Raw genomic sequence first — 21,146 nt, 5'->3', positions numbered from 1 at the left:
GAGGAGAAGTGGCAGTCATGGCACGACGCGGGTTTCTGGGCCGCCCCCGACGCGAGTACCGCACCCCCGAGCCGCACCCCTCCGGCGCGGTGCCGCCGAAGATCCCGGGCGAGCTGGTGCCCGAGCACGTGGCGATCGTCATGGACGGCAACGGCCGCTGGGCCAAGGAGCGCGGCCTGCCGCGCACCGAGGGCCACAAGGTCGGCGCGGAACGCGTGCTGGACGTCCTCCAGGGCGCGATCGAGATGGGCGTGGGCAGCATCTCCCTCTACGCCTTCTCGACCGAGAACTGGAAGCGCTCGCCCGACGAGGTGCGCTTCCTGATGAACTTCAACCGCGACTTCATCCGCAAGACGCGCGACCAGCTCGACGAACTCGGCATCCGGGTGCGCTGGGTGGGCCGGATGCCCAAGCTGTGGCGGTCGGTGGCCAAGGAGTTGCAGGTCGCCCAGGAGCAGACCAAGGACAACGACAAGCTCACGCTGTACTTCTGCATGAACTACGGCGGCCGCGCGGAGATCGCGGACGCGGTGGCGGCGATCGCGCGCGACGTGAAGGACGGCCGGCTGGACCCGTCGAAGGTCGGCGAGAAGACCATCGCGAAGTACCTGTACTACCCGGACATGCCGGACGTGGACCTGTTCCTGCGCCCCTCCGGCGAGCAGCGCACGTCCAACTACCTGATCTGGCAGAGCGCTTACGCCGAGATGGTCTTCCAGGACGTCCTGTGGCCCGACTTCGACCGCCGCGACCTGTGGCGCGCCTGCCTGGAGTTCGCCCAGCGGGACCGCCGCTTCGGCGGGGCGATCCCGAACGAGGAGCAGCTCGCCAAGGAGACGCCGGCCGGTGAGTAGTTGCAGCGCCCCGTAAGGGGCGCGGGGAACTGCGCGACCGGCCACCGACGGCCTGCAGCCGACGCACGACCCCAGGGGTCCAGGGCGAAGCCCCGGGAACCTCGGCTGCGGGCGCGTCGTGGTTGCTCGCGCAGTTCCCCGCGCCCCTTACGGGGCGCGAGGATCCGCCGGACACGCCCTGGAGCGGGAAACGTGAACTGCCCCGGACGTCTTCCGACGGTCCGGGGCAGTTCACGTATCAGGGGCGGGGGGTCAGCTCTTCGCCGCGCACTCCCCGCACGTCCCGAAGATCTCGATGGTGTGGGCCACGTCCACGAAGCCGTGCTCCTCCGCGATGGAGTCCGCCCACTTCTCCACGGCCGGGCCCTCGACCTCGACCGCCTTGCCGCACACACGGCAGACCAGATGGTGGTGGTGGCCGCTGGAGCAGCGGCGGTAGACGGACTCGCCCTCGCTGGTGCGCAGCACGTCCACCTCGCCGGCGTCGGCGAGGGACTGCAGCGTGCGGTAGACCGTGGTCAGGCCGACCGAGGCGCCGCGGTGCTTGAGCATGTCGTGGAGTTCCTGCGCGCTGCGGAACTCGTCCACCTCGTCGAGCGCGGCCGCCACCGCGGCCCGCTGCTTGGTGGCCCGTCCGCGTACCGGGGGACCGGCGGTCGCCACAGTTGCCTCCTCAAGCTCGCGTGAACACGCACTGCACGCCCTGCACGTGCTGCCACGCCAATTGTGCCAGGCCCGGCGGACGGAGCTGTACGGGTCGATCACCGGGATCGGTCCGTACAGCCCTGCTCGCCGGGCCCGGCACGGTCATGATCGTCAGACCTGGACGTCGGCCTCCGGCGCCAGCGTGCAGCGCTCGGCCTCGGCGGTCCGGTCCGCCCGCCGTCTCGCCAGTGGGGTGGCGACGGCGGTGAGGGCGATGAACACGCCGATCGCCATCAGCACGATCGTCGCGCCGGACGGCACGTCCACGTAGTACGAGGTGACGGTGCCCGACAGGGTGACGAGCACGCCCACGGCCACCGCCATGGCGAAGGTCGTCGCGAAGCTGCGGGCGATCTGCTGCGAGGCGGCGACGGGGATCACCATCAGCGCGCTGACCAGCAGCAGGCCGACCACGCGCATGGCGACGGTGACGGTCACCGCGGCAGTGATCGCGACCAGCAGGTTCAGCAGCCGCACCGGCAGCCCGGTGACGCGGGCGAACTCCTCGTCCTGGCAGATGGCGAACAGCTGCCGGCGCAGCCCGAGCGTGGTGAGGACCACGAAGGCGGCCAGGATGCAGATGGCGACGAGGTCCTGCTGCGAGACGGTGGTGATCGAACCGAACAGGTACGTCGTGAGGTTGGCGTTGGAGCCGCTGGAGGAGAGGCTCATGAGCATCACGCCGCCGGCCATGCCGCCGTAGAAGAGCATGGCGAGGGCGATGTCGCCGCGCGCCTTGCCGTACGAGCGGATCAGCTCCATCACCACCGCGCCCAGCACGCAGACGGCGGTGGCCGTCCACACCGGGCTGGTGTTGAGCAGGAAGCCCAGGCCGACGCCGGTGAGGGCGACGTGGCCGATGCCGTCGCCCATCAGCGCCTGGCGGCGCTGGACGAGGTAGATGCCGATCGCGGGGGCCGTGATGCCGACCAGGAAGGCGGCCAGCAGCGCCCGTTGCATGAAGGGGAGGTCGAGGATTTCCATCAGCTCAGCAGTCCCGTCCGGATCGGTTCCGCGGCCGGGTCGGCGTGCGGGTGGACATGGTCGTGGCCGGGCAGTGCGTGCTGGCCCACGGCCTTGGGCGGGGCGCCGTCGTGCACCACGCAGCCGTCGCGCAGGACGACGGCGCGGTCGATGAGCGGCTCCAGCGGCCCGAGTTCGTGCAGGACGAGCAGCACGGTGGCGCCGCGGGCGACCTGGGTGCGCAGGGCCTCGGCGAGGACGCCCTGGTTGGCGAGGTCCACGCCGGCCATCGGCTCGTCCATGATCAGCAGTTCGGGTTCCCCGGCGAGCGCGCGGGCGATGAGCACGCGCTGGTGCTGGCCGCCGGAGAGGGCGTTGACGGAGTCCTTCATCCTGTCCGCCATGCCGACGAGCTCCAGCGCCCGCACGACGGCCTCGCGGTCCGCCTTGCGGGTCGGGCCCAGCTTCGTGCGGGCCAGCCGCCCTGCGGCGACGACCTCGCGCACCGTGGCGGGCACGCCGCTGGCCGCGGTGGTGCGCTGCGGTACGTAGCCGACGCGTGCCCAGTCGCGGAAGCGGCGCTGCGGGGTGCCGAAGAGCTCCAGCTCGCCGCCGGTGAGCGGGACCTGGCCGACGACGGCCCGGACGGCCGTGGACTTGCCGGAGCCGTTGGCACCGAGCAGGGCGACGACCTCGCCGCGCTGCACGGCCAGGTCGACGCCGCGCAGGACGGGGCGGGAGCCGAGCGAGGCGGTGGCGCCCCGCAGGGATATGACGGGCTGCTCCATGGCTGTTTCCTCCGTCGTCAGAGGTGACTGGCTCGACCGGCTCACTTGGTGCCGAGGGCCTTCTGCAGTGCGGCCAGGTTGGACTTCATGACCTCGATGTAGTCGTGGCCGCGGGACTTGTCCGTGATGCCCTCCAGGGGGTCCAGGACGTCCGTCTTCACCTTGAGGTCGCCGGCCAGGGTCTTCGCGGTGCTGGGGTTGGCGATGGTCTCGAAGAAGACCGTGCTCACGTGGTGGTCCTCGGCGAGCCGGTGCAGCTCCTTCATCCGGGCGGCGCTGGGCTCGGACTCGGGGTCGAGGCCGCTGATGGCCTCCTCGGTCAGGCCGTAGCGCTCGGCCAGGTAGCCGAAGGCCGCATGGGTGGTGATGAAGGTGTCCGAGGCGCGGTTCTTCAGGCCGTCGCGGAACGTGGTGTCCAGCTCGCCGAGCTTCTTGACCAGCGCGTCGGTGTTCTTCGCGTAGTCGGCCTCGTGGTCCGGGTCGGCCTCGGCGAGGGTCTTGCCGACGCCCTTGGCGACCTCGGCGTACTTCACCGGGTCCAGCCAGACGTGGGGGTCGTCGCCGGGCTCGGCGTCGGAGTGCGAGTGGTTGTCACCGGTGGTGTGGTCGTGGCCGTCCACCTCGGTGCCGTGCTTCTCCATGCCGGTGAAGGCGGCGGCGTCGGCGACGTGCTTGTTTCCGGACTGCTTGATGGCCGTGTCCACGGCGGGCTGGATGCCCTTGAGGTAGACGATGGCGCCGGCCTCGGAGAGCGAGCCGGTCTGCTTCGGGGTGAGCTCCAGGTCGTGCGGCTCGACGCCCGGTTTGGTCAGGTTGGTGACCTTGACGTGCTCGCCGCCGATCTCCTCGGCCAGGTACTGCATCGGGTAGAACGACGCCACGACCTGCAGTTTTCCGTCCGCGGTGGTGCCCTTGCCGCTGTCGGGGGAGCAGGCGGAGAGGGTCAGGAGGCCCAGCGCGGCCGTCCCGGCGACGGCGGTGGTGGCGGATATTCGACGGCGGGACCGGGACGGTCGTACGGGGCTTATCGGACGTACGTTCATGACACTCATTTTCAACAAAAGTGGAAACGATTGTCAACAGCGGGTCCGTCGACGGGCGGGGTCAAGCCAAGGCCATAGCCGATTTGATGAGAGGGGGTGCCGCGCCGGTAACCTGAATCATTCGCTGTTCGTCGTCGCAATGAAGAGAGCACCGTGGCCGCCGACAAGATCGACACCATCGTCAGCCTGAGCAAGCGCCGTGGCTTCGTCTATCCCTGCTCCGAGATCTACGGTGGACAGCGTGCCGCCTGGGACTACGGACCGCTCGGCGTGGAGCTCAAGGAGAACATCAAGCGCCAGTGGTGGCGCTCCATGGTCACCTCGCGCGACGACGTGGTCGGCCTCGACTCGTCGGTCATCCTCGCCCGCGAGGTCTGGGAGGCGTCCGGCCACGTCGCCACCTTCTCCGACCCGCTGACCGAGTGCACCTCCTGCCACAAGCGCTACCGCGCGGACCACCTGGAGGAGGCGTACGAGGCCAAGCACGGCAAGCTCCCCGAGAACGGCCTCGCCGACGTCAACTGCCCGAACTGCGGCAACAAGGGCCAGTTCACCGAGCCCAAGCAGTTCTCCGGCCTGCTGTCCACGCACCTCGGCCCGACCCAGGACACCGGTTCGGTGACGTACCTGCGCCCCGAGACCGCGCAGGGCATCTTCACCAACTTCGCCCAGGTCCAGCAGACCTCGCGCAAGAAGCCGCCGTTCGGTATCGCCCAGACCGGCAAGTCCTTCCGCAACGAGATCACGCCGGGCAACTTCATCTTCCGCACCCGCGAGTTCGAGCAGATGGAGATGGAGTTCTTCGTCAAGCCGGGCGAGGACGAGCAGTGGCACGAGTACTGGATGCAGCAGCGCTGGAGCTGGTACACCGGCCTCGGCATGCGCGAGGAGAACATGCGGTGGTACGAGCACGCCGCCGAGAAGCTCTCCCACTACTCCAAGCGCACCACTGACATCGAGTACCGCTTCAACTTCGGCGGCACGGAGTTCTCCGAGCTCGAGGGCATCGCCAACCGCACGGACTTCGACCTCCAGGCGCACGCCAAGGGTTCCGGCCAGGACCTGTCGTACTTCGACCAGGAGGCCGGCGAGCGCTACTTCCCGTACGTCATCGAGCCCGCGGCCGGTCTGAACCGCGCCATGCTCGCCTTCATGCTCGACGCGTACAACGAGGACGAGGCCCCCAACGCCAAGGGCGTCATGGAGAAGCGCACCGTGATGCGCCTCGACCCGCGCCTGGCCCCCGTCAAGGTCGCCGTCCTGCCGCTGTCCCGCAACCCGCAGCTCTCCCCGAAGGCCAAGGGCCTGGCGACGGACCTGCGCAAGCACTGGAACATCGAGTTCGACGACGCGGGCGCCATCGGCCGCCGCTACCGCCGCCAGGACGAGATCGGCACGCCGTTCTGCGTCACCGTCGACTTCGACACGCTCGACGACAACGCGGTGACGGTGCGCGAGCGCGACACGATGAAGCAGGAGCGCGTCTCGCTCGACCAGATCGAGGGCTACCTGGCCGCTCGCCTGATCGGCTGCTGACGTTCCGCCGGGCGCTTGCCTTGCCTGACCGAGGGCCCCGGTCCCGCTGCGGCGGGGGCGGGGCCCTCGGGCTGTGCGTCAGACTTCCCAGTCCGCGGTGTCCAGTTCGCAGTCGAAGGGGGCGGGGATGTGCACCGTTTCGCCGAACTTGGCCTCTGTGAGGGTGCGGTAGCCGCGCTCGGGTGACGGCTCGGAGTACACGACGAGCAACTCCTTCAGCACGTCGACCAGCAAGTAGACGGGCACCCCGGCCTTGCCGTACACCTCTGCCTTCTTGCGCCGGTCGTTGTGGGCGGTTGAAGGAGAGGTCACCTCCCCGACGAGGGACAGCGCTTCACCGGGCGCGTAGATACCTTTTGTTTTGAAGGTGGTCGACTCCGTGATGTGGAGATCCGGGCCGTACGCTTCCGATTGTTCCGGGAACCGGAACAGCCGGGGGGTGGCCCGTGCGCGATGGCCCTCGGGCGCATGCGGGCCCAACTGGTCGACGAGGCTGTCGAGGATGAGCTCGTAGGTGCATTGGGACCACGGTGACACGATGACTTGCCCCCCGATGATCTCCGTGTAGTACCCGTCCGGGAGATCAGCATCGACTTGTTCGAGAATCCTGCACAGCTCTTCGAACCTCCCTGGGGGTTCGCGGAAGCGGTCTATCGACTGCGGCGGTGGTGTCTCGACCATGACTGCCATGATGCTCCTCCTGTCTTGAGTGAGCGCTGCGACACTCACCGTAGGGACCCCCACTGACAGTCCGGGCCTTCCGCTCACCCGTTCAGGTGGCACCAGTTGCACCCCCACAACGGACGCCAGCGTGATGGTCCACCCTGACCTGCGCACTTACCGTGTGAGTCATGCAATTCGCCTTCCTCCTGCGCCCGTTCCGCGGTGCCGGCCGCGCCACCGCCCTGCTCGCCGTGGGCGCCCTCGCCCAGCTCCCCCCGTTGCTCGTCCTCGCCCTGCCGTGGCTGCCCGGGGGGCCGACGCAGGCGCTGAGTGTGCTGGCGGCCGTCCTCCTGCCGCTCGCCGCGCTCGTCGCCGCGACGCCCCTGCTGAGCGCGGTGCAACGGGCCCGCCTGCGCACCCGGTTCGGGGTGGACATCCCCGCACCGGCGCGGGTCGGGAGCGTGGCGCAGTGGCTGCGGTCGGAGCCCGCCTGGCGCCAGGTGCGCTACCACCTGGCGGTGGGGCCGCTGCTGGCGCTGGCCGGACTGGGTGTCCTGCTGCTGTGGACGGCGGCGGGGGTGGCCGCCACCACGTACATCTGGATCTGGGCGGTTCCGCCCGAGCACCGCTACGCCCTCACCGACGTCGTCCAGGACGGCTACGTCACCGCCGTCGGCATCGCCGCGCTGTACGCGGCCGCCTGGGCCGCCACCGCCCTCGCCCGGCTCGACGCCCGCGCCGCGGCGAACCGCCTCGGGCCCAGCCGCACCGAGCAGTTGGCGCGCCAGGTGGCGGACCTGACCGAGCGGCGGGCGGAGGTCGTCGCCGCGACGGACGCCGAACGGCGGCGCATCGAGCGGGACCTGCACGACGGCGCCCAGCAGCGCCTGGTCTCGCTGGCGGTCAACCTCGGCCTGGCGAAGGCGACTTTGCCCGACTTGCCCGACGATGCCCGTAAGGTCATCGGCGAGGCGCACCGCGAGGCGAAGGAGGCCATCGAGGAGCTGAGTAACCTCGTCCGCGGCCTGCACCCGGCAGTCCTGGAGGACCGCGGCCTGGACGCCGCCCTCTCCGGAATCGCCGAACGGGCCCCGATGCCGGTGCGGTTGACGGTGGACCTGCCGGAGCGGCCGGCGCCGACGATCGAGGCCGTGGCCTACTTCGTGGTCTCCGAGGCGCTCGCCAACGTCGTCAAGCACGCGCGGGCGAGCAGGGTGGATGTCACCGTGGAACGGATCGGGGAGATACTGCTCGTCGTCGTCTCCGACGACGGCGTGGGCGGAGCCGACTCCTCCGGGGGCACCGGACTGGCGGGTCTGGCCAAGCGCGTCGCGTCGGTCGACGGCACCTTCTCGATCAAGAGCCCCGCAGGGGGCCCGACCGTGGTGACTGTGGAGCTGCCGTGCGCGCTGTGATTGCCGAGGATTCCGTCCTGCTCCGGGTGGGCCTCGTGAGGGTCCTGGAGGCGGCCGGATTCGAGGTGGTCGCGGAGACCGGCGACGCCGAGTCCCTGCTGGCGGCGGTCGACGAGCACCGGCCGGACCTGGCCGTGCTCGACGTCCGCATGCCGCCGGGCTTCCAGGACGAGGGCGTCCGGGCCGCACTCGCCGTCCGCGCCCAGTGGCCGCGGACGGCAGTGCTGTTGCTGTCGCAGTACGTGGAGGAGCGGTACGCGACGGACCTGCTGACCGGTGAGACGGCGGGCCTCGGCTACCTGCTCAAGCAACGGGTCGCGGACGTCGAGGAGTTCATCGAGGCGGTCCGGCGCGTGGCCGCGGGCGGCACGGCGCTGGACCCGCAGGTGGTCTCGCAGCTCCTGGTGCGCCGCCACTCCGACCCGCTGGACCGGCTGACCGCCCGGGAGCGCGAGGTCCTGGCCGCGATGGCGGAGGGCCGCTCCAACGCGGGCATCGCGGAACTGCTGGTGGTGAGCGAGAGTGCGGTGGCGAAGCACATCAACAGCATCCTGGCGAAGCTGGATCTGCCGAAGGCGGACGCGGATCACCGGCGGGTCTTGGCGGTGCTGCGGTTCTTGGGCGTGGGGTAGAGCGCCCCGTCAGGGGCGCGGGGAACTGCGCGACCAGCCACGACGCGCCCGCAGTCGAGGCGCCACCTGGGTTCGCAGGTCATCTGCGGGTCCGCGGTGGCTGGTCGCGCAGTTCCCCGCGCCCCTGACGGGGCGCCGTGGTGGCCGCACAACAGCCCGCGCCCCTGACGGGGCGCACCCCCCTACGGGGCGCGAAGCCCCCGCACCAGCAAGGCGCACACCGCCTCGAACGCCCCGTCGATGTCGGGGCGGGACCATTCCGCCGCATAAGCCGGGTCGTGGAAACGACCCGTCGCGTCCCACAGCGCCCGCGCCGTGACAACGGGATCGTCCGAGACGAACTCCCCGTCCCGCACGCCCTCTTCGACGATCCCGGCCAACTGCCCGATCATCGTCTCGATGTGCCGCTCGACGGTGCTGCTGTTCTCGCCGGCGAGCACCATGTAGGTGGCGAACAGCTCGGGATCGCCACCGGCCTTGCGCCGCTTCGCGGCGAACAGCCCGGCGAGCCACTCGCGCAGCCGGACCCCGGCAGGGGCGTCCCCTTCCGCAATGGCGGACAGCTCCGTGTGCGTCTGGCCGAGCCACCGGTCGGTCACGGCCTCCCGCAGGGCCGCCTTGCTGCCGAAGTGCCGGTAGACGCTGCCGTGGCTGACGCCCAGCGCCCGGGCCACGTCGACCACGGTGGCCTTGGCCGGGCCGAAGCGGCGCAGCACGTCCTCGGTGGCCTCAAGAATGCGGGCCGGGGTCAGGGTCTCGGGCGCCATGGCAGGGGGACGGTCCTCTCAGTCGTCGACCGGTCGAGCGTATCGGGCGCTCGGGAGGGCTCACCGCTCGCTGTCCAGGTGGGTCATCTGCGCGGCCGGGTACCGCTCGCCCGCGGCGGCACCGGCCGGCACGGCCTCCTCGATGGCGGCGACGTCGGCCGCGCTGAGGGTGATGTCCAGGGCGCCGAGCGCCTCGGTGAGGCGGTCGCGGCGGCGGGCGCCGACCAGCGGGACGATGTCCTCGCCGCGGGAGAGCACCCATGCGATGGCGGTCTGCGCGACGCTCGCGCCCCGCTCCTCGGCGACCTTGCGCAGCGCGTCGGCCAGGTCGAGGTTGCGCTGCAGGTTCTCGCCCTGGAAGCGCGGGCTCAGGCCCCGGAAGTCGTTCGCGGCGAACTGCGCGTCGCGGTGCATGTGGCCGCCGATCAGGCCGCGGGAGAGGACGCCGTAGGCGGTGATGCCGATGCCCAGTTCGCGGCACGTGGGCAGGATCTGCCGCTCGATGCCGCGGGAGAGCAGCGAGTACTCGATCTGCAGGTCGGTGATCGGGGCGGCGGAGGCGGCCCGCCGGATGGTCTCCGGGCCCGCCTCGGACAGGCCGATGTGGCGGACGTGGCCGGCCTCGACGAGTTCGGCGATGGCGCCGACGGTCTCCTCGATCGGCACGTCGGGGTCGACGCGGGCGATGCGGTAGACGTCGATGTGGTCGACGCCGAGGCGCTGCAGCGAGTACGCGGCGAAGGTCTTCACCGCGGCCGGGCGGCCGTCGTAGCCGAACCAGGCGCCGTCGGGGCCGCGCAGGGCGCCGAACTTGACGCTGGTGAGCGCCTTTTCGCGGAGCGCGGCGGGCGCGCTGCGCAGGGCCTCGCCGATGAGCAGCTCGTTGTGGCCCATGCCGTAGAAGTCGCCGGTGTCCAGCAGGGTGACGCCGGCGTCGAGGGCGGCGTGGATCGTCGCGACGGATTCGGCGCGGTCGGCCTCGCCGTACAGGGCGGACATGCCCATGCAGCCGAGGCCGAGGGCGGAGACGCGGGGGCCGGTGGTGCCGAGGGTGCGGTGCTGCACGGGAACTCCTTCGGAGCGCGGGGGAGCGGGTACACCAGCAGCGTGACACATGGAATGACAGATTTCAATATCTGTCATTCCATGTGTCACGGCCCCGCGACCGCCCGGCTCAGCGCATGGAGCGCGGCAGCCGCAGGCTCAGCACCACCGTGACCGCTGCCGCCGCCAGCTGCACGGCGAGCGTGACCGTCAGGGCGTCCCGCATCCCCATCGAGGGCGCCAGCGAGAGGAAGAGCGTCCCGAGCGCGGCCACCCCCAGCGCCTGGAACGACTGCTGGGCGGTGGTCACCACGCCGCCGCCGACGCCCGCCTGGGCGACCGGCACCTCGCTGAGCATCGTGCGCATCGTCAGCGGGAACAGCAGCCCCTGGCCCAGGCCCTGGACGGCCAGCGCCGGAGCGGTGCCCCAGCCGTCCAGCCCGTGCCAGCCCCAGTGGAACGTCGCGATCAGCATCAGCAGACCGGCGCTCTGGAACAGCGCCCCGGCCGTCACCACCCGCCGGCCGTGCCGCGCGGCCAGCCGCGGGCCCGCCAGCGAGGCGACGAAGAACGCCGCGCACAGCGGCACCAGCGCCAGGCCCGCCGCCATCGGGCCGAGCCGCAGCCCCTCCTGCAGCGCCACCGCGATGGCGAACATGAAGCCGCCCCAGCCCAGGCAGAACGGCATGAGCAGGGCCAGCCCGCTGCGCACCGAGTGGATCCGCAGCAGCGACGGCGGCACCAGCGGCGTGCGCCCCGCCCGCTCCGTGCGCAGCTCCACGGCCAGGAACGCCCAGGCCGCGAACGGGAACACCGCCAGCAGCACCCACGACCAGACCGGCCAGCCCGCGGACCGGCCCTCGGTCAGCGGCACCAGCAACGAGATCAGCGCGACCGACAGCAGCGCGGTGCCCGGCCCGTCCACCCGCGTGGGGTGCTCCGAGCGCGTCTCCGGCACCGTCCGCAGCGCCAGCACCAGCGCGACGGCCGCCACCGGCGCGTTGACCAGGAAGATCGAGCGCCAGCCGGTGCCCGCGATGTCCAGGGAGACCAGTACGCCGCCCAGCACCTGGCCGACCGCGCTGGAGACGCCGGCCGTCGAGCTGTAGTGGCTCATCGCCCGGACCCGGGCCGTGCCGCTCGTCGTGGCCTGGATGCTCGCCAGCACCTGCGGCAGCAGCAGCGCCGAGGCCGCACCCTGCGCGACCCGGGCGGCGACCAGCGTCCAGGCGTTCGGCGCGAGGCCGCACGCCACCGAGGTGACGCCGAAGGACACGACGCCCCACAGGAACAGCCGGCGGCGGCCGAACATGTCACCGAGGCGCCCGCCGAGCACCAGCAGCACCGCGTACGCCACGCCGTAGCCGCCGACGACCATCTCCAGCAGGGCCGGACCGGCATGCAGATCACGGTCGATCGTCGGCAGGGCCACGTTCACGATGAACGCGTCCACCATCGGCAGCGCCGCACCGAGCAGCACGGTCAGCAGGCCCAGCGGGCTCAGCACGGGCGCGGCGGAGGAGGAGGCGGGAAGGGGGGACGGGGAGGCAGGGGCGCCCACGCGGGGCCGGACAGGGGTCGCTATCGGGGTTTCGCTCACGGACATGACAATGACGCCCCGCTCAGCCTGGTACCAGAGTGTCTTTATCCTGGTACCAGGACTACCTGGCACGCTGATCGGCAGTGCCGCACCCTGGAGGGCATGACCACGATGGTTCTGGAGCAGACCGCCGCACACGCGCAGGCGGACACCGCGGACGACGTACGGCGCGCGGAGCTCGCCGCCTTCCTGCGAAGCCGCCGCGAGCGCATCACCCCCGAGCAGGTCGGCCTGCCCCGCGGCATCCGGCGCCGCACCCCCGGGCTGCGCCGCGAGGAGGTCGCGCACCTGGCCGCCGTCGGGGTCACCTGGTACACGTGGATGGAGCAGGCCCGCGACATCCAGGCCTCCGGGCAGGTGCTGGACGCCGTCGCCCGGGCCCTGATGCTCGGCCGCGACGAGCGCTCCCACCTCTTCGCCCTGGCGGGCGTCGCCGACCCGCTGCCCGAGGCCGCGTACGCGGACGTGCCGGAGGCGCTGCTGCAGATGCTGGAGCAGCTGGAGCCCTTCCCCGCCTGCGTGCAGAACGCGCGCTACGACATCCTCGCCTACAACCGCACCTACGGCCGGCTGCTGTGCGATCTCGACGCCCTGCCGCCGCGCGACCGCAACTGCATGTGGCTCTCCTACACCCACCCCCAGTGGCGGGACGCGCTCGTCGACCGCAACGAGACGATGCGGCTGATGACCGCCAAGTTCCGCGCCGCGATGGCCGAGCACGTGGCGGAACCCTCCTGGAAGTGCCTGGTCAAGCGGCTCCACGACGCCTCGCCGGAGTTCCGGGAGATCTGGGCGCGGCACGAGGTGGTCACGGACCAGTCGCCCCGGACGAAGGCCTTCCAGAACCCCCGCGTGGGCCTGCTGCGCGTCAACCACACCAGCCTGTGGCTGGGCCCCGGTCCCGGCGCCCGGCTGAGCAGCTACACCCCGGTCGACACCGAGACCCGCGAGCGGATGGAGCGGCTGCACCGGCTGGTGCTCGAAGAACAGCAGGCCGGACAGCAGGTCGGGCAGCAGGCCGGCGTATCCGCCGGATGAGGGACAATGGACGGTCGTCCCCCCTGTCCCGTCCTGTCCCGCACGACTCCGCACGACCGAGGAAGCCTCTCCATGACGCAGCTCCAGATCGGCCCGCACTCCGTGCAGCCGCCGGTGGTCCTGGCCCCGATGGCGGGGATCACCAACGCGCCCTTCCGCACGCTGTGCCGTGAGTTCAGCGGCGGCAAGGGGCTGTTCGTCAGCGAGATGATCACCACCCGGGCGCTGGTCGAGCGGGACGCCAAGACCATGCGGCTGATCCACTTCGACGGGACCGAGAAGCCCCGCTCGATCCAGCTCTACGGCGTCGACCCGGTGACGGTCGGCAAGGCCGTCCGCATGATCGTGGACGAGGACCTGGCCGACCACATCGACCTCAACTTCGGCTGCCCGGTCCCCAAGGTCACCCGCAAGGGCGGCGGCTCCGCCCTGCCGTACAAGCGCAACCTGCTGCGCTCGATCCTGCGCGAGGCCGTGGGCAACGCCGGGGCGCTGCCGGTGACCATGAAGATGCGCAAGGGCATCGACGACGAGCACATGACCTACCTCGACGCCGGCCGCATCGCCGTCGAGGAGGGCGTGACCGCCATCGCCCTGCACGGCCGCACCGCCGCCCAGCACTACGGCGGCACCGCCGACTGGGAGGCCATCGCCCGGCTGAAGGAGGCCGTCCCCGAGATCCCGGTGCTCGGAAATGGCGACATCTGGTCGGCGGAGGACGCCGTGCGGATGATGCGCGAGACCGGCTGCGACGGCGTCGTGGTCGGCCGCGGCTGCCTGGGCCGGCCCTGGCTCTTCGGCGACCTCGTGGCCGCCTTCGACCCCGCGGGCCCCGGCGCCCCGGCGGCGCCCGGCCTGCGTGCCGTGGCGAAGGTGATGCTGCGCCACGCCGAGCTGCTGGGCCAGTGGCTGGAGAGCGAGGAGCGCGGCGTCATCGACTTCCGCAAGCACGTGGCCTGGTACACCAAGGGCTTCTCGATCGGCTCGGAGCTGCGCAAGAAGCTGGCGATCGCCTCCTCGCTGGCCGAGCTGGACGCTCTTTTGAGCGAGCTCGACCTGGACCAGCCCTGGCCGGCCGGCGCGGACGGTCCCCGGGGCCGTACCTCGGGCCGCAACCGCGTGGTGCTCCCGGACGGCTGGCTCGACGATCCGTACGCGTGCGCGGTCGTCGGAGCGGACGCCGAACTTGACACTTCCGGGGGATGACGGGGGTCGGAGAGGGCGTGATTCTCGCCACCTCTGATCAGGGTCCCGCTCAGATGAGCATTTGAGGGTGGGTTACACCTCTCCAAGGGTGGCACTGCGTGCCACCCTTGTTGTGTTCACCTCTTGTTTTCAGCCGACCTCAATTCTCGACACAGTGTGGTGCTTCGAGTGTTTTCCGTGAGGTTGCCTTCAAGATGTGAAGGCGGTCGGCGGGCGGTCGATTCGGCCATGTCACTTTCGATCTGCTGGCAGACGGGTCGATGTGCCCATGGTTCGCTCAAGTGGACCTCCTCAGATGCCTTCGATCTGGGTACGCTCCCCGCCGTCAGGGCAGCCCTCCCCACCTGCATCCGGGAGGCACCAGTGAGGAGTCGAGTCCCGTGCCGGTAAACGAAGATCGCCAGAAGTTCGTCTACGACTTCACCGAGGGCAACAAGGACCTCAAGGACCTGCTCGGCGGGAAGGGCGCCAACCTCGCCGAGATGACCAACCTCGGTCTCCCCGTCCCTCCGGGCTTCACCATCACCACCGAGGCCTGCAAGGTCTACCTGGAGAGCGGCACCGAGCCCGCCGCGATGCGCGACGAGGTCACGGCGCACCTGGAGGCCCTCGAGGCCGGGATGGGCAAGAAGCTCGGCCAGGCCGACAACCCCCTGCTGGTCTCCGTCCGTTCGGGCGCCAAGTTCTCCATGCCCGGCATGATGGACACCGTCCTGAACATCGGCCTCTCCGACGAGTCCGTGGGCGGGCTCGCGGCCCAGGCCGGCGACGAGCGGTTCGCGTGGGACTCCTACCGCCGCCTCATCCAGATGTTCGGCAAGACCGTGCTGGGTGTCGACGGCGACCTCTTCGAGGAGGCGCTGGAGGAGGCCAAGCGGGCCAAGGGCGTCGTCACCGACGTCGAGCTCGGAGCCGCCGATCTGCGCACGCTGGTCGGGGAGTTCAAGGACATCGTCGCCAAGGAGACCGGCCGGGACTTCCCGCAGGACCCCCGCGAGCAGATGGACCTGGCCATAAGGGCGGTCTTCGACTCCTGGAACGGCGAGCGGGCCAAGCTCTACCGCCGCCAGGAGCGCATCCCCGGCGACCTGGGCACGGCCGTCAACATCTGCTCGATGGTCTTCGGCAACCTCGGCCCCGACTCGGGCACCGGCGTCGCCTTCACCCGCGACCCCGCCAGCGGTCACCAGGGCGTCTACGGCGACTACCTGCAGAACGCCCAGGGCGAGGACGTCGTCGCCGGCATCCGCAACACCATGCCGCTGGCCGAGCTGGAGCGCATCGACAAGGCCTCCTACGACCAGCTGATGCAGATCATGGAGACGCTCGAGACGCACTACAAGGACCTGTGCGACATCGAGTTCACCATCGAGCGCGGCAAGCTGTGGATGCTGCAGACCCGCATCGGCAAGCGCACCGCGGGCGCGGCCTTCCGGATCGCCACGCAACTCGTCGACCAGGGCCTGATCGACGAGGCCGAGGCGCTGCAGCGCGTCACCGGCGCGCAGTTGGCGCAGCTGATGTTCCCGCGGTTTGACGAGAAGGCGAAGACCGAGCTGCTCGGCCGGGGCATCGCCGCCTCGCCGGGTGCCGCGGTCGGCAAGGCGGTCTTCGACTCGTACACCGCTGTCAAGTGGTCGCGTTCGGGCGAGAAGGTCATCCTCATCCGCCGCGAGACCAACCCCGACGACCTCAACGGCATGATCGCCGCCGAGGGCATCCTCACCTCGCGCGGCGGCAAGACCTCGCACGCCGCCGTCGTCGCCCGCGGCATGGGCAAGACCTGCGTCTGCGGCGCCGAGGAGCTCGAAGTCGACACCAAGCAGCGGAAGATGACCGCTCCGGGCGGGATCGTCATCGAGGAGGGCGACGTCGTCTCCATCGACGGCTCCTCCGGCAAGGTCTACCTCGGCGAGGTCCCCGTCGTGCCGTCCCCCGTCGTCGAGTACTTCGAGGGCCGCATGCACGCCGGCGCCGACGACGCGGACGAACTCGTCCAGGCCGTGCACCGGATGATGGCCTACGCCGACCGCATGCGCCGGCTGCGCGTCCGCGCCAACGCCGACAACGCCGAGGACGCCGCGCGCGCCCGCCGCTTCGGCGCCCAGGGCATCGGCCTGTGCCGCACCGAGCACATGTTCCTCGGCGAGCGCCGCGAGATGGTCGAGCGGCTGATCCTGGCCGACACCGAGGCCGAGCGCGACGAGGCCCTCGGCGCCCTGCTGCCGCTGCAGAAGGCCGACTTCGTCGAGCTCTTCGAGGCGATGGACGGACTTCCGGTCACCGTGCGCCTGCTGGACCCGCCGCTGCACGAGTTCCTGCCGGACATCACCGAGCTGTCCGTGCGCGTCGCACTCGCCGAGGCCCGGCAGGAGGCGCACGAGAACGACCTGCGCCTGCTGCAGGCCGTGCACAAGCTGCACGAGCAGAACCCGATGCTGGGCCTGCGCGGCGTCCGGCTCGGCCTGGTCATCCCCGGCCTGTTCGCCATGCAGGTACGGGCCATCGCCGAGGCCGCGGCCGAGCGGCAGGGCGCCAAGGGCGACCCGCGCGCCGAGATCATGATCCCGCTCGTGGGCACCGTCCAGGAGCTGGAGATCGTCCGTGAGGAGGCCGAGCGCGTCATCGCCGAGGTCGAGCAGGCCACCGGCACCCGGCTCGGGCTCACCCTCGGCACGATGATCGAGCTGCCGCGCGCAGCGCTGACGGCCGGTCAGATCGCCGAGGCGGCCCAGTTCTTCTCGTTCGGCACGAACGACCTCACCCAGACCGTGTGGGGCTTCTCGCGCGACGACGTCGAGGCGAGCTTCTTCACCGCGTACCTGGAGAAGGGCATCTTCGGGGTCAGCCCGTTCGAGACCATCGACAAGGACGGCGTGGGCTCGCTCGTCCGCGCGGCCGCCGAGGCGGGGCGGGCCACGCGGCCCGACCTCAAGCTGGGCGTGTGCGGCGAGCACGGCGGCGACCCGGAGTCGGTGCACTTCTTCCACGAGGTGGGGCTGGACTACGTCTCCTGCTCGCCGTTCCGCATCCCGGTGGCGCGGCTGGAGGCGGGGCGCGCGGCCGCAGCCTCCGGCGGCAGCGACAGCCGCTGACGGTTCGCCGCCGATCTGTGGGCAGGCGTTCCGCACGGCGGAACGGGTGGGCACAGAGCGGCCACCGGGCCGCACCCGGGCAACGACCGGTGCTCCGCACCGGGGCTCAGGCGGGGCGGTTGCTCGCCGTCGTCGGCGGTTGTGCCCACCCGTTCCGCCCTGCAGAACGCCTGCCCACAACCGCGGCCGTCGGCCTGCCTGAGCACGCGGGCGGCAGCCCGCAGCCGTGGAGCGGGGTAACCCGCACGTAACGCCGCCGGCACCCCAGGGCACCCCGCCCCGGCTCGCCGCATGGCGAAGGGGCGGCGCCCGTGCGGGAGCGCCGCCCCTCTTTACTCCCCCACCGGGAGTTGTTGCCGCCCGCATCGGCTCGGGCGGCAACTCGCATACTCAGCGGCCGCTTATTCGCTCGCCACCCCCCACGGGAACGAGCGGGGGCGGCCCCGAGTGCGTGAATAGCATTTCGCTTGTGCGATGTTCGCCGCGAGTCCTTTCAACTGTGGCCAAAAGGGCGTGGTAACGGCGCGTATCGGTGTGCATACTCAGTGAGCGGGGGGTGGTTGCGGATGTCTCATGTGGGGGTTTGGTGCTGCGTGTCCATTTCACTGGACTCGATCTGGCCCGGTTGCGCCTGGCCGGAGACCCGGACGTACTCTGGGAAACCGTTCTGAGCCTGCACCGCCTCAGGGACAAGCAAGGCGAATCGATCTACGGCGATTGGCGCTCGGAAACCCGCGCGCGGTTGAATGGTGAAACGCGTCTGCTGGCCCCGCTGGTTCCGTCCCGGGGCTATTTCCCGGACTTCCTGACGCCCCCCGAAGCGCTGGACGGACTGGAGTCCGGCATCGCCGCGCTGCGGGCCACTCCGGCCGACCGGGTCCACGAGGAGCTGTCCCGGCTGTCCACGGTGCGCACGCTGCCCGCTTGGATACGATCGCTCGGCGAGGGCGACGCCCGCGCGTTCGGCAAGCTGATCGGCGCGCTCCACACCTATCACGAGGCCGCCATCGCACCCTACTGGGCGCACATCCAGGCGCGCATAGAGGCCGACCGGGCCGTGCGCGGCCGTGCGTTGCTGGACGGCGGGGCGGATGCGCTGCTCTCCTCGCTGCCGCCCACGATGCGCTGGCGGGCGCCGGTCCTGGAGGCCGACTACCCGGTCGACCGCGATCTGTATCTCAACGGCCGTGGCCTGCTGCTGGTCCCGTCGTTCTTCTGCCGGCGCACGCCCGTCGCCCTGCAGAACCCGGACCTCACCCCCGTCCTGGTCTATCCCGCCCGGCACATGTCGGAGCCGTCGCAGTGCGTGCAGTCCCCGCCGCGCTCGCTGGGCAAGCTGGTCGGCCACACCCGCTCCGCGGTCCTGGGTTCGATCGGGGGCGGCTGCACGACCAGTGAACTCGCCCGCAGAGTGGGGGTGTCGGCGGCCTCGGCCAGCCAGCACGCCGGGGTGCTGCGCGAGGCCGGGCTCGTGCTGACCCTGCGGCACGGGAGTGCCGTGCTGCACACGCTGACCCCGCTCGGTGCGGCGTTATTGCGCGGCGGTCACCGCGGCCCGCAGCCCTCCCGGGGGCAGACCTCGCTGGCGGAACGTTCCACCCAGGTCACCCTGTAGCCCGGCGCGGCTCGGTGCAGCCCGGTGCGGCTCCGGCCGGATCAGAACGCGGGTTCGAGGCCTCGTATACGCTGACCGCGTCTGAACTGCAGGAACGGAGCACGCCGCCATGTCTTCCGCCCCGGATGTCACGGTCATCGTCGCCGCCTACAACGCCATGCCGTACGTGACCGGCAGTGTCACGTCCGTCCTGCGGCAGAGTCTGGGCGCCGGCCGCATCGAACTGATCGCGGTCGACGACGGCTCGACGGACGGCACGGGGGAGGAGCTGGACCGCCTGGCGGCCGGGGCGCCCGGGATGCAGGTGGTCCACCAGCCGAACTCGGGCGGTCCCGCCGGCCCGCGCAACCTGGGCCTGGAGCGGGCCACGGGCCGCTACGTCTTCTTCCTCGACGCGGACGACCGCCTCGGCCCGGAGGCGCTGGAGCGCATGGTCGCCGCCGCCGACGAGAACGGTTCGGACGTCGTCCTGGGCCGGATCGTGGGGGAGGGCGGCCGCCGCGCCCCGCGCTCGATGTTCGGCCGGAACCAGCCACGTACGGACGTCTTCGCCTCACGCGTGTACTGGACGCTCAACCCGATGAAGCTCTTCCGGCGCGAGCTGGTCGAGCGGCTCGGGCTGCGCTTCGACACCGGCCTGTCCATAGGCGAGGACCAGCCGTTCACGGCCACGGCCTACCTGGAGGCCGCCGCGATCTCGGTGGTGGCCGACCACGACTGCCTGTACTGGGTCGCACGCGAGGACGGCAACAACATCACCGCGCAGCCGCACGGCACCCGGATGCGGATGGATCTGTTCCGGCGGATGACGCAGCTCGTCGCGGAGCACGTGGAGCCCGGCCCCCGGCGGGACGTGCTCATGCACCGGCACTTCGCCGTGGAGCTGCGCGACGCCGTGCTGCAGTGGTGCCGTGAGCCGCACCGCGACGTCCAGACGAAGCTGCTGGCCGAGCTGGGCGACCTGATCGCGCCGTACTACGGGGAAGGGCTGGCGGCCCGCCTCCCGGCGGTCGTGCGGCTGCGCTGCCACCTGATCCGACGGGGCCTGCTGGACGAGCTGTTGACGCTGGTGCGGTGGGAACTGGACCGGGGCGCGGCGAGTTACGGCATAACGACCGTGGCCGCGACGGCCGACGAGGAGGAGCTCCTCGTCGAGGACGGGCGCGCGTACGCCCGTTACCCGTACTTCCGCGACTCCACCCTGAACATCCCCGACGACTGCTACGACATCACCTCCGAGCTGCGCGTCCGCCACGAGGTCGCGTCCGCCGCCCTCGGCCTGGGCGGACTGCGCCTGACGGGTCACGCGTCCGTCGACCGCATACCCGCCGCCGGGACGACGGCCGTCCTGGTCCTGCGCAGGCGCGGGTCCGGGGATGAGCGCCGCTTCCCGGTGCACGGGACGGACGGGGCCTTCGACGTCACGGCCGACGGCGCGTCGCTGCCGACGGGCCTGTGGGACATCTCCCTGACGGTCGACGCGGCGGGCGTCGCCAAGGAGGCTCGCCTGGGCAGCCGCCGGGCGGAGTCGGTGACGGCGAGGACGACGACGGTGGTGACCGCGCAGGGCACGGCGGTCGCGCTCTATACGACGAAGCCGTACGGAAACCTCACGCTGGACGTGGGGGAGACGCGGCACGGGGTGCCGCCGCACTTGGGGGTGGCGGATGTTGCCTGGGCCCCCGCAGGGCCCGCCACTCTCGCCGTGAACGTCCGCTGCACGCTGGCCGGTTGGCCGGCCGGCGCCCTGGCGATACGGGCCGAGGGCCCGGGCGGCGCGGAGCTGACGGCTCCGGTGGACGGGGGCACGGCGCTGCTCCCGCTCGCGGAGGCGGGGGAGTGGCGGATAACCGTGCGGTTGGCCGCGGGAGACGGTGAGTGGACCGTCCCTGTACCGCGCCGGCCGGGGCTCGGTACTGCGCGCTGGCGGTGGCGCGGCCTGCCGTGGTACGCCAAGCCGCTTGCCGGGCGGGACGTGTTGACCCTGCGGGTCGGGCGGGTGGACTTGTGGAAGGCGGTACGGGGACGGTTGGGGCTGCGCTGAGCGCCCTGTAAGGGGCGCGGGGCTGTATCGATTTGCGGCTCCGCCGCGTGGGCGCGACCAGCCACCGCCGGCCTGCAGCCGACGCACCACCCCAGGGGTCCGGGGCGAAGCCCCGGGACCTCGGCTGCGGGCGCGTCG

Annotated in this window: 17 protein-coding genes; 9 read left to right on the top strand and 8 right to left on the bottom strand. The window is 71.3% G+C overall.

Going from position 1 to position 21,146, the window contains the following annotated elements:
• The first annotated feature begins 17 nt into the window (after positions 1 to 17).
• Positions 18 to 854, top strand: coding sequence for an isoprenyl transferase (locus ACWD4B_RS24750; protein ID WP_451422802.1), 837 nt, complete (start codon positions 18 to 20; stop codon positions 852 to 854).
• Positions 855 to 1,106: 252 nt separating this feature from the next.
• Here ACWD4B_RS24750 and ACWD4B_RS24745 read toward each other — a convergent pair whose 3' ends face one another.
• The 4 genes from ACWD4B_RS24745 to ACWD4B_RS24730 all read right to left on the bottom strand — a co-directional run bounded on the left by ACWD4B_RS24745 (position 1,107) and on the right by ACWD4B_RS24730 (position 4,353).
• The gene (locus tag ACWD4B_RS24745; protein ID WP_336411694.1) at positions 1,107 to 1,517 is read right to left on the bottom strand and encodes a Fur family transcriptional regulator; all 411 of its coding nucleotides are present in this window, start codon (positions 1,515 to 1,517) and stop codon (positions 1,107 to 1,109) included.
• A gap of 153 nt (positions 1,518 to 1,670) precedes the next feature.
• On the bottom strand, positions 1,671 to 2,543 hold the full coding sequence (locus tag ACWD4B_RS24740) for a metal ABC transporter permease (RefSeq protein WP_451422801.1): 873 nt from the start codon (positions 2,541 to 2,543) through the stop codon (positions 1,671 to 1,673).
• Positions 2,543 to 3,310, bottom strand: coding sequence for a metal ABC transporter ATP-binding protein (locus tag ACWD4B_RS24735; RefSeq protein ID WP_451422800.1), 768 nt, complete (start codon positions 3,308 to 3,310; stop codon positions 2,543 to 2,545). The genes ACWD4B_RS24740 and ACWD4B_RS24735 overlap by 1 nt, the downstream gene beginning before the upstream one ends.
• Positions 3,311 to 3,351: 41 nt before the next feature.
• On the bottom strand, positions 3,352 to 4,353 hold the full coding sequence (locus tag ACWD4B_RS24730; protein WP_451422799.1) for a metal ABC transporter substrate-binding protein: 1,002 nt from the start codon (positions 4,351 to 4,353) through the stop codon (positions 3,352 to 3,354).
• A gap of 153 nt (positions 4,354 to 4,506) precedes the next feature.
• Between ACWD4B_RS24730 and ACWD4B_RS24725 the strand changes: the two genes are divergently transcribed.
• Positions 4,507 to 5,889: a glycine--tRNA ligase gene (locus ACWD4B_RS24725; RefSeq protein WP_451422798.1), complete on the top strand. Its 1,383-nt coding sequence runs from the start codon at positions 4,507 to 4,509 to the stop codon at positions 5,887 to 5,889.
• Positions 5,890 to 5,967: 78 nt separating this feature from the next.
• Here ACWD4B_RS24725 and ACWD4B_RS24720 read toward each other — a convergent pair whose 3' ends face one another.
• Entirely contained in the window at positions 5,968 to 6,579 is a 612-nt protein-coding gene (locus ACWD4B_RS24720; protein WP_451422797.1) for a Uma2 family endonuclease, read from the bottom strand.
• Between the two features lie 161 nt (positions 6,580 to 6,740).
• Here ACWD4B_RS24720 and ACWD4B_RS24715 point away from each other — a divergent pair, with 161 nt between their 5' ends.
• Both ACWD4B_RS24715 and ACWD4B_RS24710 read left to right on the top strand, forming a co-directional pair.
• A complete protein-coding gene (locus tag ACWD4B_RS24715) occupies positions 6,741 to 7,967 on the top strand; it encodes a sensor histidine kinase (protein WP_451422796.1) in 1,227 nt (408 codons plus the stop codon).
• Positions 7,955 to 8,599 carry a response regulator transcription factor gene (locus ACWD4B_RS24710; RefSeq protein ID WP_336411701.1) on the top strand — a complete coding sequence of 215 codons (645 nt, stop codon included), beginning with the start codon at positions 7,955 to 7,957 and terminating at the stop codon, positions 8,597 to 8,599. The genes ACWD4B_RS24715 and ACWD4B_RS24710 overlap by 13 nt, the downstream gene beginning before the upstream one ends.
• A gap of 182 nt (positions 8,600 to 8,781) precedes the next feature.
• On the opposite strand, the gene ACWD4B_RS24705 is transcribed toward ACWD4B_RS24710, so the two are convergent.
• The 3 genes from ACWD4B_RS24705 to ACWD4B_RS24695 all read right to left on the bottom strand — a co-directional run bounded on the left by ACWD4B_RS24705 (position 8,782) and on the right by ACWD4B_RS24695 (position 12,016).
• Positions 8,782 to 9,366, bottom strand: coding sequence for a TetR family transcriptional regulator (locus ACWD4B_RS24705; RefSeq protein ID WP_451422795.1), 585 nt, complete (start codon positions 9,364 to 9,366; stop codon positions 8,782 to 8,784).
• Positions 9,367 to 9,426: 60 nt separating this feature from the next.
• Positions 9,427 to 10,431, bottom strand: coding sequence for an aldo/keto reductase (locus tag ACWD4B_RS24700; protein WP_451422794.1), 1,005 nt, complete (start codon positions 10,429 to 10,431; stop codon positions 9,427 to 9,429).
• Between the two features lie 109 nt (positions 10,432 to 10,540).
• Positions 10,541 to 12,016 carry an MFS transporter gene (locus ACWD4B_RS24695; RefSeq protein ID WP_451422793.1) on the bottom strand — a complete coding sequence of 492 codons (1,476 nt, stop codon included), beginning with the start codon at positions 12,014 to 12,016 and terminating at the stop codon, positions 10,541 to 10,543.
• 96 nt (positions 12,017 to 12,112) lie between these two features.
• On the opposite strand from ACWD4B_RS24695, the gene ACWD4B_RS24690 reads away from it, so the two are divergent.
• The 5 genes from ACWD4B_RS24690 (at position 12,113) to ACWD4B_RS24670 (ending at position 21,008) form a co-directional block, all read left to right on the top strand.
• Entirely contained in the window at positions 12,113 to 13,048 is a 936-nt protein-coding gene (locus tag ACWD4B_RS24690; RefSeq protein WP_451422792.1) for a helix-turn-helix transcriptional regulator, read from the top strand.
• Between the two features lie 72 nt (positions 13,049 to 13,120).
• On the top strand, positions 13,121 to 14,254 hold the full coding sequence (gene dusB, locus ACWD4B_RS24685) for a tRNA dihydrouridine synthase DusB (protein WP_451422791.1): 1,134 nt from the start codon (positions 13,121 to 13,123) through the stop codon (positions 14,252 to 14,254).
• A 260-nt stretch (positions 14,255 to 14,514) separates the two neighbouring features.
• Positions 14,515 to 17,349 carry a pyruvate, phosphate dikinase gene (ppdK, locus tag ACWD4B_RS24680; protein ID WP_451422790.1) on the top strand — a complete coding sequence of 945 codons (2,835 nt, stop codon included), beginning with the start codon at positions 14,515 to 14,517 and terminating at the stop codon, positions 17,347 to 17,349.
• A gap of 586 nt (positions 17,350 to 17,935) precedes the next feature.
• A complete protein-coding gene (locus ACWD4B_RS24675) occupies positions 17,936 to 18,964 on the top strand; it encodes an ArsR/SmtB family transcription factor (RefSeq protein WP_451422789.1) in 1,029 nt (342 codons plus the stop codon).
• A 109-nt stretch (positions 18,965 to 19,073) separates the two neighbouring features.
• Positions 19,074 to 21,008: a glycosyltransferase family 2 protein gene (locus ACWD4B_RS24670; RefSeq protein ID WP_451422788.1), complete on the top strand. Its 1,935-nt coding sequence runs from the start codon at positions 19,074 to 19,076 to the stop codon at positions 21,006 to 21,008.
• The last annotated feature ends 138 nt before the right edge of the window (positions 21,009 to 21,146 follow it).

The organism is Streptomyces sp. NPDC002536 (genome assembly GCF_053594995.1).
This window is presented reverse-complemented; position numbering and strand designations above follow the sequence as displayed.

Coding starts and splice junctions, on each gene's coding strand:
- ppdK (WP_451422790.1), top strand. CDS start 14,515: ATGTGCCCATGGTTCGCTCAAGTGGACCTCCTCAGATGCCTTCGATCT.
- dusB (WP_451422791.1), top strand. CDS start 13,121: ATGACGCAGCTCCAGATCGGCCCGCACTCCGTGCAGCCGCCGGTGGTC.
- ACWD4B_RS24740 (WP_451422801.1), bottom strand. CDS start 2,543: ATGGAAATCCTCGACCTCCCCTTCATGCAACGGGCGCTGCTGGCCGCC.
- ACWD4B_RS24670 (WP_451422788.1), top strand. CDS start 19,074: ATGTCTTCCGCCCCGGATGTCACGGTCATCGTCGCCGCCTACAACGCC.
- ACWD4B_RS24690 (WP_451422792.1), top strand. CDS start 12,113: ATGACCACGATGGTTCTGGAGCAGACCGCCGCACACGCGCAGGCGGAC.
- ACWD4B_RS24695 (WP_451422793.1), bottom strand. CDS start 12,016: ATGTCCGTGAGCGAAACCCCGATAGCGACCCCTGTCCGGCCCCGCGTG.
- ACWD4B_RS24735 (WP_451422800.1), bottom strand. CDS start 3,310: ATGGAGCAGCCCGTCATATCCCTGCGGGGCGCCACCGCCTCGCTCGGC.
- ACWD4B_RS24750 (WP_451422802.1), top strand. CDS start 18: ATGGCACGACGCGGGTTTCTGGGCCGCCCCCGACGCGAGTACCGCACC.
- ACWD4B_RS24705 (WP_451422795.1), bottom strand. CDS start 9,366: ATGGCGCCCGAGACCCTGACCCCGGCCCGCATTCTTGAGGCCACCGAG.
- ACWD4B_RS24720 (WP_451422797.1), bottom strand. CDS start 6,579: ATGGCAGTCATGGTCGAGACACCACCGCCGCAGTCGATAGACCGCTTC.
- ACWD4B_RS24730 (WP_451422799.1), bottom strand. CDS start 4,353: ATGAACGTACGTCCGATAAGCCCCGTACGACCGTCCCGGTCCCGCCGT.
- ACWD4B_RS24715 (WP_451422796.1), top strand. CDS start 6,741: ATGCAATTCGCCTTCCTCCTGCGCCCGTTCCGCGGTGCCGGCCGCGCC.